11 protein-coding genes are annotated in these 13231 nt (G+C 45.5%); 10 read left to right on the top strand and 1 reads right to left on the bottom strand.

The genetic code is table 11. The features are described 5' to 3' along the window. Nucleotides 1–322 precede the first annotated feature (322 nt). The 5 genes from LN893_RS08095 (at nt 323) to LN893_RS08075 (ending at nt 6276) form a co-directional block, all read left to right on the top strand. Complete coding sequence (locus LN893_RS08095) at nt 323–2584, top strand: Tex family protein (RefSeq protein WP_229969307.1); 2262 nt, start codon at nt 323–325, stop codon at nt 2582–2584. A gap of 267 nt (nt 2585–2851) precedes the next feature. Beyond that, nucleotides 2852–3418, top strand: a complete 567-nt coding sequence (locus tag LN893_RS08090) for a T9SS type A sorting domain-containing protein (protein ID WP_229969306.1) — start codon at nt 2852–2854, stop codon at nt 3416–3418. Nucleotides 3419–3579: 161 nt separating this feature from the next. Next, on the top strand, nt 3580–4341 hold the full coding sequence (locus LN893_RS08085) for a YgaP-like transmembrane domain (RefSeq protein ID WP_229969305.1): 762 nt from the start codon (nt 3580–3582) through the stop codon (nt 4339–4341). Nucleotides 4342–4372: 31 nt separating this feature from the next. After that, nucleotides 4373–5542, top strand: coding sequence for a zinc-dependent alcohol dehydrogenase (locus LN893_RS08080; RefSeq protein ID WP_229969304.1), 1170 nt, complete (start codon nt 4373–4375; stop codon nt 5540–5542). 134 nt (nt 5543–5676) lie between these two features. Next, nucleotides 5677–6276: a hypothetical protein gene (locus LN893_RS08075; RefSeq protein WP_229969303.1), complete on the top strand. Its 600-nt coding sequence runs from the start codon at nt 5677–5679 to the stop codon at nt 6274–6276. A gap of 6 nt (nt 6277–6282) precedes the next feature. Here LN893_RS08075 and LN893_RS08070 read toward each other — a convergent pair whose 3' ends face one another. Beyond that, nucleotides 6283–7686: a high affinity choline transporter 1 gene (locus LN893_RS08070; protein WP_229969302.1), complete on the bottom strand. Its 1404-nt coding sequence runs from the start codon at nt 7684–7686 to the stop codon at nt 6283–6285. Between the two features lie 384 nt (nt 7687–8070). Here LN893_RS08070 and LN893_RS08065 point away from each other — a divergent pair, with 384 nt between their 5' ends. From LN893_RS08065 to LN893_RS08045, 5 genes are all read left to right on the top strand, one after another. Continuing rightward, nucleotides 8071–9240 (top strand): Gfo/Idh/MocA family protein, encoded by a 1170-nt coding sequence (locus tag LN893_RS08065; RefSeq protein WP_229969301.1) that lies wholly within the window; start codon nt 8071–8073, stop codon nt 9238–9240. 239 nt (nt 9241–9479) lie between these two features. Then, nucleotides 9480–10442, top strand: a complete 963-nt coding sequence (locus tag LN893_RS08060) for a M48 family metalloprotease (RefSeq protein WP_229969300.1) — start codon at nt 9480–9482, stop codon at nt 10440–10442. 71 nt (nt 10443–10513) lie between these two features. Next, nucleotides 10514–11098 (top strand): outer membrane protein assembly factor BamD, encoded by a 585-nt coding sequence (locus LN893_RS08055; RefSeq protein ID WP_229969299.1) that lies wholly within the window; start codon nt 10514–10516, stop codon nt 11096–11098. A gap of 82 nt (nt 11099–11180) precedes the next feature. Then, on the top strand, nt 11181–12107 hold the full coding sequence (locus LN893_RS08050) for a M28 family peptidase (RefSeq protein WP_229969298.1): 927 nt from the start codon (nt 11181–11183) through the stop codon (nt 12105–12107). 290 nt (nt 12108–12397) lie between these two features. Then, nucleotides 12398–13165, top strand: a complete 768-nt coding sequence (locus tag LN893_RS08045; RefSeq protein WP_229969297.1) for an outer membrane beta-barrel protein — start codon at nt 12398–12400, stop codon at nt 13163–13165. Nucleotides 13166–13231 lie beyond the last annotated feature (66 nt).

Raw genomic sequence — 13231 nt, 5'->3', positions numbered from 1 at the left:
AAAGTGATATTTTATGAAGGTTATGATGAGGCCTATCCTATCTACCTATTGATTGGTGTTTTTACGTTACAAAAAATGAGTATTTAATAACATATCTGTGTTTCATCCTATGCTTTGAAACAGCAGACGTGAATTTAATCTAAAGGAAATTTTCTCATTTAGGCATTATCCTTAAATTTGGTGCTCACTAATAATAATCCATCCAAGCGGTATGCTTAAAGAGGGGAAGGCAAGACAGGAGAAACTTATCTATTAACTTTCTGAATTTTCTGGCGATTCCGCCTTTCCAATCTATCTACTGAGACCAGTATCAAATTTACATATGGAACCCAATATCAATCATTTATTAAAAATTGCCACAGAGCTTGCTATTACAATCAAGCAAGTGGAGGCAACCGCTACTTTGCTAGACGAGGGAGCAACGGTGCCTTTTATCTCACGTTACCGAAAAGAAGTAACAGGCTCGCTAGACGAGGTGCAGGTAGCTGCCATCCGCGACAGGATGGAGCAACTGCGTGAGTTGGACAAGCGCCGCGAAAGTATACTAAAATCTATCCGCGACCAGGAGAAGCTGACGCCAGAACTGGAGGAGCAGATTATGGCGGCCGAAACCATGACCGCTCTGGAAGATATTTACCTGCCTTACAAGCCGAAGCGCCGTACCCGTGCCACCATCGCCCGCGAAAAAGGACTGGAGCCACTGGCGCAGCGCCTGTTTGAGCAGGAAAGCTTTGATGTTGCCAGCGAGGCCGCCAACTATATCTCGGAGGAGAAAGAGGTAAAAGATACGGATGCAGCTCTAGCTGGTGCCCGCGACATTATGGCCGAGTGGATGAACGAGAACGCAGAGGCACGTGCCACCATGCGCCAGCTTTTCGAGAAGAAAGGTGTGTTTAAGAGCCGCGTGATGATGGGCAAAGAGGAAGAAGGCCAGAAGTTCAAAGATTATTTTGAGTGGGATGAGCCAATAGAGAAAGCACCGTCGCACCGCATTTTGGCCATGCGCCGTGGCGAATCCGAAATGGTGCTGATGCTGACTGCTCAACCTGACGAGGAAGAAGCCGTTGCAAAGCTGGAGGATATGTTTGTGAAGGGCAATAATGCCGCTTCGGAGCAGGTTCGTTTGGCTGCGAAAGATTGCTTTAAGCGCCTGCTGAAGCTGAGCATGGAAACAGAAGTGCGCCTAAGCTCTAAGAAACGTGCCGACGAAGAAGCCATTCGTGTGTTTGCCGATAACCTGCGCCAGTTGTTATTGTCATCACCGTTGGGCCAGAAAACAGTACTGGCCTTGGATCCTGGTTTTAGAACGGGTTGTAAGCTGGTAGTGCTGGATAAGCAGGGCAAGTTGCTGCATAATGAAACAGTTTATCCGCATACAGGTCAGGGGAAAGCAGCAGAAGCAGGGCAAAGCGTAAAATACCTGGTAGACCGCTACGAAGTAGAAGCTGTTGCGATTGGTAATGGCACGGCCAGCCGCGAAACAGAGGCTTTTGTGAATAGCCTGAAACTGCCAGCATCGGTGCAGGTGGTGATGGTGAACGAAAGCGGAGCGTCTATTTATTCTGCTTCTGATGTTGCACGTGAGGAATTCCCTGATTATGATGTTACCGTTCGTGGTGCTGTTTCTATCGGCCGTCGCCTGATGGACCCATTGGCGGAGCTGGTGAAGATAGACCCGAAAAGTATAGGAGTAGGCCAGTACCAGCACGACGTGGACCAGTCTGCCTTAAAGCATACGCTGGATGATGTGGTGATGAGCTGCGTGAATGCTGTAGGTGTGGAAGTGAACACCGCCAGCAAGCAATTATTAACCTATGTTTCTGGCTTAGGCCCTGCGCTGGCACAGAACATTGTGGAATACAGAAACCAGAACGGACCGTTCCGTACGCGTACTGAACTGAAGAAAGTGGCACGTTTAGGCGATAAGGCTTTTGAGCAGGCAGCAGGCTTCTTGCGTATCCGCGATGCCGCACATCCGCTAGACTCTTCTGCGGTACACCCTGAAAGCTACCCAATTGTGGAGCAGATGGCGAAAGACTTGGGAGTAACGGTAAAAGACCTGATGCAGAAAGAGGAGCTACGCAAGCAAATTAACCTGAAGAACTACGTGACGGATACCGTAGGTCTGCCAACGCTGCAGGATATCATGAGCGAATTGGCAAAACCAGGCCGCGACCCGCGCCAGACCTTCGAAGCTTTCAGCTTTACGGAAGGAGTGAACGAGATAAAAGATTTACGTGAGGGCATGAAGCTGCCAGGTATCGTAACCAACATTACCGCCTTCGGTGCATTTGTCGATCTTGGTGTTCACCAGGACGGTTTGGTGCACGTAAGCCATCTGTCTGACCGTTTTGTGAATAACCCGCACGATGTGGTGAAAGTAGGGCAGAAGGTAGAGGTGACAGTGCTGGAGGTGGATGTGCCGCGCAAGCGCATCTCGCTAAGCATGAAAGGTGACCCTAATGCTGCCAAACCAGCAGGTGGAGGCGGTTCTGGTAAGAAAGGCAATCGCCGTGAGAAGGAAGAAGAGCCAATGGATGATTTCCAGGCAAAGCTGGCAAAGCTGAAGGGGATGTTTAAATAAGTAAAGTGAAAGTGCAATAAACTAGAGAAAGTGCAATAATCTAGAGGGAAGCCTTGGTTTTAATTAGCCAAGGCTTTTTTATATAGTTTTAGGTGAATATTTATAATTTATATTAAAATATTAAACTACCTATAAATGGGTATTGTGCACTGATATCCGAGGATATAATATTGTGTCGGCTTTGAATGTGTTGATTCAAAGTCTGTTATATCTTAAATTTTTTTTGGGCTTTTACCTTTTTGCTTTTGCAACGGTTATAATGGCACTTTGGTCATAATCACCTTCGCGCCGATAGCGGACCAGATGTACCCCGTGGCCCCATTCGAGCTGAAGGCCAGCGCGACCTCTGGGCTTGCGATGAAATACCAGGTGATCGGCGGCCCAGCCAGGGTGTCTGGCAATGTGCTCACAGTGACAGGCCCAGGCCTTGTGACGGTGAAGGCCATGCAGTGGGGCAACGGCCGCTGGGCCACGGCAGAGCCCGTGGAGCAGAGCTTCAATGTAGTGGGCACGGCAGTGTCGGCGGCCACGGCTGCGGCACCTGTTGCTAGCGAGGGGGTAAAGCTGCAGGCGGCTGAATCTATCACGGCCTATCCCAACCCTTTTGCCGAGACCGTGACGCTTGAGTTTGTGGCGAAGGAGTCAGGGAAGATGAAGCTGGAGGTGTTCAGCCTGCAGGGCGAGCTGGTGGAGACACTGTACCAAGGCGAGGCCGAGGCAGGCAAGACTTACAGCTTCAAGTTCGACGGGGGCAGCCATGCCACTGGCGTCTACCTCTGCAGGCTCACCACGGCAAACGGGGTGCTCTACAAGAGAGTGGTGCTTGTCAGGTAACGCATAGAGTATCAGTATATCATTAGTGTCAGTAAAGGCCGTTCCCGCTTAGGCAGGAGCGGCCTTTCTGCTTTCTGAGTTTATGCATTCGTAGGTAGTGTCATATTATAATAGTAACATATTCAGTTGCTTATCACGTATTCAGTATAAAACTATGAAATATGGATACATTCAACACAAAACTTTCTGAGCTGTTAAATACAGCACACATCAATCCTCCTTTAACTGGCTCAAGCCAAATTAATGTGGGTACAACAGAGCGCATTATATCTGCACTGGGTGGAGCCTTGCTGACTTACTATGGACTGAAAAAGCTGGATACGGCAGGTATAGCGATGGCCGTGGCTGGTGGAGCCTTACTTTTTAGAGGAGCAACAGGTTATTGCCCTGTTAACGAAGTGGCTGGACGTGATACAGCTGACAGCGAAAGCATTTTAATTCAAATTACACGCAGCCTAACCATTAGAAAGCCTCGTGCAGAAGTGTACCAATACTGGCGACGGTTAGAGAACCTCCCGAACTTTATGGAACACCTGCAGGATGTGCGGCAGCTAGGACCAAAGCGTTCGCATTGGGTAGCTAAGGTTCCTGGTGGGGTTGGTACAGTTGAGTGGGATGCAGATATCATTCAAGAAGAGGAAAACACGCTTTTGGCGTGGCAGTCTTTACCTAATTCCACTATAGACAATGCAGGTGAAGTCCGTTTTATGGATGCGCCACAGGATAGAGGTACTGTTGTGCAGGCTATTATTTCTTACCGTCCTCCTGTAGGATCTGTAGGTGGACTGGCAGCTAAAATGATGAATCCTTTGTTCGAGCAAATGGTGCAAGAGGATTTGCGTCGCTTTAAACGCTTACTGGAAACAGGAGAAATACCAATAATTGAAGGCCAGCCATCTGGAAGAACAAGCAAAAATTATTAGTTGAGCATTATCTAACCTTAAAAATAAAACTATGAAAGCACTATGCTGGAATGGCATTAATAAACTTAATGTAGAACGTGTACCAGATCCTTCTATACTAAACCCGGGTGATGCTATTGTTCGTGTAACGATGTCGTCTGTATGTGGTTCTGACTTGCACCTGCTCGATGGGTATGTGCCTGCTATGCGCGAGGGAGATATTATCGGCCATGAGTTTATGGGGGAAGTGGTAGAAGTCGGGCCAGAAGTAACAAAGCTGAAAAAGGGTGACCGTGTGGTGGTCGGATCGGTTTTAGGCTGCGGAGGCTGCGAATTCTGTCAGACAGATCAATGGTCGCTGTGTGATAACTCCAACACTCATCCTGAGATATTGGAGAAGGCGTATGGCTATGCAGGAGCAGGTATTTTTGGTTATTCGCATGCCTTTGGTGGGTATGCAGGAAGCCATGCTGAGTATATTCGGGTACCTTACGCTGATACAGGTTCTTTTAAAGTACCAGAAGGAATCAAAGATGAGTCGGCGGTATTTACTTCTGATGCCTTTCCGACAGGGTATATGGCTGCAGATATGTGCGGGATAGAACCAGGCGATACGGTGGTAGTATGGGGCGCAGGCGGCGTAGGACAAATGGCGATGCAGAGTGCCTGGCTATTGGGTGCTGGCCGAGTGATAGCCATTGATCGCTTTCCTGAGCGTTTGGCGATGGCGAAGCTATATGCTAAGGCCGAAGTGCTGAACTACGAAGAAGTAGATATACTTGAAGCCTTGCGGGAAATGACAGGAGGCAGAGGACCCGACCGCTGTATAGACGCCGTAGGCATGGAAGCCCACACAACAGGAGTAGAACAGTACTACGACAGAGCCAAGCAAGCGGTAAGACTGCAAACAGACAGGCCTGCTGTGCTCCGCCAGGCAATTATGGCATGTCGTAAAGGCGGTACCATTTCTATTGTGGGAGTATACGGTGGCTTGCTTGATAAATTCCCGATGGGTGCCGCCATGAACAAAGCCCTTACTTTTAGAATGGGCCAGATGTTTGCGCAGAAGTATATACCAAAGCTGCTGGACATTGTAGCGGACGGACAGGTCGACCCTGCATATCTGCTCACACATAAATGGTCGCTGGACCAGGGGCCAGAAGGGTATAAGATGTTCAAAGAGAAAACTGACAATTGCATGCGAGTGGTTTTCGCACCATGAATTTAGCTGTGTGTGTTTAAAGCGTGGCCTTCAGCCACGCTTTTTATTACCCGTATAGCTTGAGCTTTTTGAAGGTATGTAAGTAAAATCTGCTGTAAGTTTTGTGCTTATAGAGGCCAAACTGTATAAGATTTATGAAGAAACAATTATACTTAGTTCTAGTGCTGCTCCTGATCTTCGCAGGCCATGGCTGCAAACAAGTGCAGGATATTAAAGCGTTTACTGAAGCAAATTATAGGCTGGAAGGGGTTGAGAACGTAAAGCTTAATGGCGTAGACCTGGATAAGCGTTTGCAGACAGAACAAGGCTTATCAACCAGTGAGCGTGACAGTTTGTTGACGGCAGTTACCACCAACAGGCTACAGATGGGAGCAATCCTTTTATTACGTGTAGAGCTACCCGACGCAAATCAGGATAGTAAGCTAACCCTGACAAAGCTCCAGTGGCTCTTGCTGATTGATGGTAAAGAGGCTATGACTGGTACAGTAGACGAAACTATGGTATTGGAAGAAGGTTTGAACACATTACCAATTCAAACGCCAGTACAGCTTACCGAGGTAGACGGACAGCCAAATTATGAAGGCTTGAACAGGATTATTAATCTTGTCAGCAGGAATGCAAACTTGAAGCAGCACATAACTTTTCAAATAAAGCCAACCGTAAAAACGCCTGTAGGTAATATTACAGCTCCAAACTACATCACGGTAAGCAAGCCTCAGAACGAAAATGTGTGAGATGGCTCAGCTTTGGGAGGAGATGTCAGCTTTATAGGAGTTACTATTCGAGGGCCACAGCATTCCGATGAATAAGCCAGCTATACTTCCTGCCAAACCGTACAACATCGGGTTAACTTCTGTAGCTAAGGCCATTGCAAGTAACCATGTTCCCATACCCGTCAGAATGGAAAAGATAGCGGCAGTAGCTGTTGTTTTTCGCCAATACAAACCTGCCACCAAGGGTACAAACAAGCTTACCAAGCTTAAAGCTGATGACTCGCTTACCAGTTCATAAATGTTGCTGCGCATCAAGGCCATGCCCAAGGAAACCACGGCAACTAACAGTACACACATCCTGGAAAGCAGCAACAGCTGTTTATCGTTTATGTTCTTAAAGAAAGGCTTTAGCATGTTTTCGCTCAGAATAGAGGCTGGTGCCAAAATAGCACCACTGGCCGTACTGATAATGGCTGAAAGTAGAGCTCCGAAAAACAGTACTTTCATCCAAAGAGGAGAAAAGTTCAGAATTAGCCCTGGCACTAGCAGTTGAGCATCCTGGGCCATTAATTCTGGATGCAGCGTTTTTGCGTACAAGGCCAGCACCAAAGGCAGGAAAGCAACCGTTAAGTATAGAAATCCCGCCGAGATAGAAGAAGCTACGGCGATACGTTCCGACTTTGCAGACATTACCCGCTGAAAAACATCTTGTTGCGGAATAGAGCCTAATCCAATTGTAATCCAGAGTGCTATATAGTTGAGCCAGCTTTCAGCGCCGCCTTCAGTTGGTGTTAACTGGAAAAAGTTATCTGGCAACTGTGCTGTAACCTGTTCCATTGGCACTTGCATCATCACTGAGGTTGTAATCAATATAAGGCCGCCTACAATCATTAGCATCTGCACAAAATCTGTGATAGAAACAGACCACATGCCGCCCAGGAAAGTATAGCCAACTACCATCAGCGATCCGATTATGATACCTGCTACTGTGGAGGTGCCAAGTACTTGGTTCATCACAATACCCAGAGCAACCATTTGGGCCGCAATCCAGCCGAAGTAAGAAATCACCATAAAAAATGAAGATACTATTTCTGTAGTTCTGTTATAGCGGATGCGATAGTAGTCGCCGATGGTGAGCAGGTTGAGGCGGTAGAGTTTTTTAGCGAAGAAAAAGCCCACCAGCACCAGGCATAGGGCAGCTCCAAACGGGTCTTCAATTACACCGAGTAAACCATTGGCCGCAAACTCAGAAGAGGCACCAAGCAGTGTTTCGGAACCAAACCAAGTGGCAAACACAACTGCTGTCGAAATGTGAAATGGTAATCTGCGGCCAGCGAGTAAAAAGTCTTGTGTATTCTTGACTTTGCGCGAAGCCCAATAACCTATACCAACGTTGCCCAGCAAGTAGAGCAGAATGAAGAATATCAGCATTTACGTATTCAGGATTTGCGGCTAAAATAGGTATAAAAACAATTTTTAAGAGGTGAAATTTAGCACTATGTATGGCAGAGCGCGTTGTGCAGGTATCACTTTTAGCGATGGATTTGAATGTTAAAACAGCAATTAAAAACTTGTAATGCTTTCGTAAGCATAGAATAAGCAAACCTTTTTAAGGAAAAAACTTATAAGTAAGGGCACCTAATTAGTTTAAACAATCCGTGTCCAAAAGTATTGGAGTGGTATGATGTAAAAAGAAACTATAAAAGCTTTCTACATGCATTTCACAACAATTTATCAGGTGCTAAATATTGTTTAATGTAATTCCATCCAGTTACTTATGTAGAAGTGTCTTAATATTCCATACTTTCTAAAATTATGAAAAAGAACAACTACCCCAACAACCAAAACCGCCGCAAATTTATCAGAGGATTTTCGTTAGTGCTTGGTTCTACTGCTATCGGATTGCCTATGCTAAGTTCCTGTCAGTCCAGCAACACCGAAAATCAGCAGCAGGATGGGGAGGTAGTGCAGAACAACAACTCTAATAGAAAGCTGGGAATAGCGTTGGTAGGGCTCGGAAGCTACAGCAAAGGGCAGCTGGCACCAGCGTTGCAGGAAACAGAAGATTGTTACCTGGCAGGCATTGTAACAGGAACTCCCTCAAAAATTCAAGAGTGGAAAGATGAGTATGCTATACCTGACAAGAACATCTACAACTACGAGAATTTCGATATGATAAAAGACAATCCTGATATTGATATTGTGTATGTTGTGCTACCGAATGCCATGCATGCGGAGTACACGATTAGGGCTGCAAATGCAGGCAAGCATGTTATCTGCGAAAAACCGATGGCAACTTCGGTGGAAGACTGCAAGCGCATGATTGAGGCTTGTAGCAGAAATAATGTAAAGCTCTCGATTGGTTACCGTCTGCACTTTGAGCCGCACAATAAGCGAGTGATGGAACTAGGGCAAAAGCAAGTGTTTGGGCCTGTAAGAAAGATGCAGGCTGAGGACAGCTTTGTGATTGGGAGTCCCGACGTTTGGCGACTGGATAAAGAACTTTCTGGTGGCGGCCCACTGATGGATTTGGGCATTTATTGTGTGCAGGGTGCCACTTATACGGTAGGAGAAGCGCCGATAGCTGTAAAAGCTCAATTCGGAGAAGTAACCAAACCTGAATACTTTGATGAAGTGGAAGAGACCATTACCTGGCAGTTAGAATTCCCGAACGGTGCCGTGGCAGATTGCAGAAGCAGCTATAATGAGCAAGCAGGCTATCTGTCTGGCGAAGCTGAAAACGGTTGGTGGCGCTTAGAGCCTGCCTATAGTTATTCGGGCATAGACGGTGAAACAAGTGAGGGCGATATGAATTTCCCGCAGGTAAACCAGCAGGCTAGGCAGATGGATGATTTTGCTAGGGTGGTTCTGAATAACGGCCAGACACCAGTGCCAGGTGAGATGGGTATGCGGGATGTGACGGTTCTGTTGGCTATTTATGAAGCTGCCCGAACAGGACAGAAAGTAAACATTCAGTACAGTTGATTTTACTATAGTTTTTCGAACAACGGACTTTGCTCCTGCTTTTGCTAATGCTGCAAAAGCAGGAGCTTTTTTGTGTACGATGTGGTATGCGTATTTACTAGTTTAGGCTAAGGAGAATATAGTCGCTTACCAGCGGGCATCTTTTAATGTCTGAAAATTTGTTCAAAAAAATTAAAGTTTAAGATTTTCTGCTAACCTCTGCTGAAATTTGGCAAAGAACTTGCTATTAACAAGATACCATGCAAAAAGTATTATTCCGTTTTAAGCATGGGCTAACCCGATACAAGACAAATATGAAAATATACTTGAAGAAACTGATTTTAATGGTGACTGTAGCTTTGGCTCCTGTACTTGCCTCAGCTACTGATGTTAATCCAACTGATAAAACTAGTACAACACTAAAAGTTACTGGCACACGCGATATTGTACAGGAAATAATCAACGCAGTAGGTCTTAAGCCTAGGTTTGAGCTACGTGCAGCAGACATTGAGAATGCCGCCGCTGTGGTGTACAATGGCAAGCGCTATATCTTGTATAACGATAACTTCCTAAACAAAATTAATAATGCAGTACAAACTGATTGGGGTGGTGTAAGTATTTTAGCACACGAAATTGGCCATCACCTGAACGGCCACACATTATCACGCGGTGGTAGCAACCCTGGCGATGAATTGGAAGCAGATGAATTTTCAGGATTTGTTCTTCGTAAAATGGGAGCTAGCTTAGGAGATGCACAAGCAGCTATCAGCTTGCTTTCTGAGGAACAAACCTCGGCTACCCATCCAGGCAGGCGCTATAGATTAGCAGCCATCAGCAAAGGGTGGAATAATGCAGAGACTCAAATTTTGGCAAGCGGCGGTAATGCTGGCGATGCGACAGTGCGTGAAAGCATAGCCCGTAGGTCGGAGCCCAGAACAACAGCAACTCCTGCCAGGCAGCAAGTAAGCCATAGGCTAGATAGCCAGTCTATCCTGAGCAAGGTAACTTTCTCGCGCTTGCCGCAGGAACAATTTTATGTAACCAAGCAGCTGAACCTGGTGCATGTAAGCAGAAACGGTGAGCTGAATGTAATGGGTAAACTAGCCCGCACAAACAGCAAGCGGTTCCCTTACTACTTCGATATAGAAGACCAGCCTGTGTTTGTAACTGATGCTGGTTTGTTGGTAAATGAAGACGGACAGCGCGTAGGCTACCTGAAATAATTTTGAAGTATATTTGCCTGCCACACCTACCAGTTTTATACTTGGCAGGTGTGGCAGCTTAATTTATAGAGATGAAGAAACTACATATACGCAGCACTTTTTTTCTTTTGCTACTAGCAATAGTTAGTACAGCCTGCAGTACCAAGAATGACTTGGAAGCATTTAAAGAAGCTGAATATAAGTTGGCAGGCATAGATGAAATCAGCCTGAACGGCATAAATCTGCTAGATAAAAAGCCGAGTCAATTTTCGTTTGGTGATGCCGCTACACTTTACACTGCCGTGGCCGAGAATAAACTAACGGCGCAATCTAGGCTGGGTTTGAATGTAGAGCTACCAGAAGGTGAGGCAGACCGCACTATGAAAGTAAACAGGCTAAAGTGGCAGTTGCTTGTAGATGGTGTGCATACCTTAAGTGGTGTAGTGGACGAGCCTGTAGAACTGCATCATGGCTTTAATAATTTAGCCGTGAAAACGCCAGTATTGTTTGAACAGAATAATGGCAAAACAGATTTATCTCAGGTGATGCGGTTGGTAGCTGTGCTGTTGGAGAAAGACAAAAGCAAACGTCCTGATGTAAAACTTCAGATAAAGCCAACTATACAGACGTCGGTAGGGCCATTTGAGATGCCTGCTTTCATTAGTGTAACAAAGTAAATTATAAAAGCCAGCTGAAAAGTTGGCTTTTCTTTTAGGTGTTGCTAGAGTACCTTTAGCCAGCTTTCATTTAACCAGATCTATGACAACTATAACTAAGCATCTTTTACTAGGTTTATTTTTTGCTTTACCTTTTACAGGCATCGCACAGAAAACAGTGCTGCAGAAGGAGCAGCTGCTTCAGGATATAAAAATACTTTCTGCAGACTCGTTGGAAGGTAGGCTGAGCGGAACCCCTGGAAATAAACTGGCACAGGAGTACATCCAAAAAAGGTTTAAGCAAATAGGGTTACAATCTTATGGTGACAGCTACAAGCAGCATTTTAAGCTAGAATCTAAGAGAGTTGTGGTAGAACAGGCTAGCAATTTAGTCGGTTACATTCTTGGTAAAAAAGAGGGTTTTATAGTTGTTACCGCACATTACGACCACGTAGGTGTGAGAGAAGGCGAGGTTTATAACGGTGCCGACGATAATGCTTCTGGTGTGGGTGGCTTATTAGCAGCTGCATCTTATTTTAAGAAACACAAACCAAAACATACGATTTTATTTGTTGCCTTGGACGGAGAAGAACTTGGGCTGCAGGGAGCAAATGCTTTTTTGGAAAACACTCCTGTGCCAAAGGAGCGAATCCTACTTAATGTAAACATGGATATGCTCAGCCTGAATAATAAAGGTGAGCTGTACGCTAGCGGTACCTATCATTATCCGTTCCTGAGGCCGTACCTGGAGCAAGTGGCGCCACGTCCACAGGCAAAATTGGTGCTAGGGCACGACCTGCCTGAGCAAGGTCACGACGATTGGACGGGCCAATCTGATCATTATCAGTTTCATAAGCGGCAGATACCTTTTGTGTATTTTGGTGTAGAAGACCACCCTCACTACCACAAGCCAACAGATGAGTATCAAAACATAAACGCTTCTTTTTATCCTGATGCAGCTTCCCTTGTAATTGATTTTGTGCAGCTCGCAGATCAGAATTTAGAACATTCTCGCCAGAAAAAGCAGTAGGAGGTACCGAGTATTCTTTCTTATTTATACCAGTATTTTGATGCAAACACGAAAGGCTTTGGACTATGCATTCCAAAGCCTTTCGTACTTGTATTCTGGGTGTATAAGTTTTGATTATTCAATCATTTCATTATCGAAATATAATACTAATCGTAGATACTGGCAGAGTAAGCGTTAGCATGTTTGCTTAACGATTGACCTGAACTGACTTTTAGATGATTATAGCTCGTAAGCAGTACAGGTAGTTGTGAAATGTAATGTTGAAACAGACCCTGTTACTTGTTGGTGCTATGAGCAGAATCTTTTACCCTTTTATATTGCTTTTATTTCTCTTTGTTTCTTTTGAAGCTAATGCACAGGCTAGGTTCCTTAAAAGAAGCCAGATTAGCAGCCAGCCAGAAAAGGGTCTAGTTATTCAGGTAGGTCTGGGAGCGTCGGGCGTTAAAAGCGATATTTGCGGTAGCCCCCAGTGTATGAATATTGGCCCTTATCTTAGCTTTGGTGGTTTGTACAAGCTTTCCCCTTACTTTTCAGTCGGTGCCGAGGCTGGTTATATCAAACTGGGAGCATCAGAAAAAGATCCCCGTCGTCCACTCAATGTTTCTTTCCGATCGGAGGTGATTGAAATGACAGGTAGTGCTATGATTAACTTATTTGATAGCTATAGCGGATCAGGTAACTACAGGTCATCCAGAAAACGTTTTGTAGTGCCATATGCAAAAATTGGGGGTGGCTTTATTTATTATACGGCTACATCTTACGAAGGCCAGGGTAGGCTAAGTGAAGCGCCTGTTACTTATGACAGAGAACGACCTTATCCAGCTGTTGCACCCATTGCTTTGTTGGGAGGAGGACTACGGTTCCGTCTTTCTGATGAGGTAGCCATAGCCCCTGAATTACTTTATCGTATTACCACCACCGATTATCTGGATAACATTGGAGCACGCATTATCTTACCGCAAGGTGGGCCTGACAATAATGATCATTATTATACCTTAGGCGTGAAACTTATGTATACCCCTGTAGTAAAGCACAATGTCTTCGCAAAGAGGCGATAGCAGCTTTATCTGTAAAATTTCTGAGCATTAACCATAGCCTGTGCATTCCGTAACTTATTACAAAGT

The organism is Pontibacter harenae, assembly GCF_020907245.1.
Taxonomy (GTDB): Bacteria; Bacteroidota; Bacteroidia; order Cytophagales; family Hymenobacteraceae; genus Pontibacter; species Pontibacter harenae.
The sequence above is the reverse complement of the archived record's forward strand: the minus strand, read 5'-3'. Positions and strand labels throughout refer to the sequence as shown.

Bases quoted from the DNA above. Each gene is read 5' to 3' on its own strand.
- LN893_RS08055 (WP_229969299.1), top strand. From the start codon at position 10,514: ATGAAGAAACTACATATACGCAGCACTTTTTTTCTTTTGCTACTAGCA.
- LN893_RS08085 (WP_229969305.1), top strand. From the start codon at position 3,580: ATGGATACATTCAACACAAAACTTTCTGAGCTGTTAAATACAGCACAC.
- LN893_RS08075 (WP_229969303.1), top strand. From the start codon at position 5,677: ATGAAGAAACAATTATACTTAGTTCTAGTGCTGCTCCTGATCTTCGCA.
- LN893_RS08045 (WP_229969297.1), top strand. From the start codon at position 12,398: ATGAGCAGAATCTTTTACCCTTTTATATTGCTTTTATTTCTCTTTGTT.
- LN893_RS08065 (WP_229969301.1), top strand. From the start codon at position 8,071: ATGAAAAAGAACAACTACCCCAACAACCAAAACCGCCGCAAATTTATC.
- LN893_RS08070 (WP_229969302.1), bottom strand. From the start codon at position 7,686: ATGCTGATATTCTTCATTCTGCTCTACTTGCTGGGCAACGTTGGTATA.
- LN893_RS08080 (WP_229969304.1), top strand. From the start codon at position 4,373: ATGAAAGCACTATGCTGGAATGGCATTAATAAACTTAATGTAGAACGT.
- LN893_RS08095 (WP_229969307.1), top strand. From the start codon at position 323: ATGGAACCCAATATCAATCATTTATTAAAAATTGCCACAGAGCTTGCT.
- LN893_RS08060 (WP_229969300.1), top strand. From the start codon at position 9,480: ATGCAAAAAGTATTATTCCGTTTTAAGCATGGGCTAACCCGATACAAG.
- LN893_RS08050 (WP_229969298.1), top strand. From the start codon at position 11,181: ATGACAACTATAACTAAGCATCTTTTACTAGGTTTATTTTTTGCTTTA.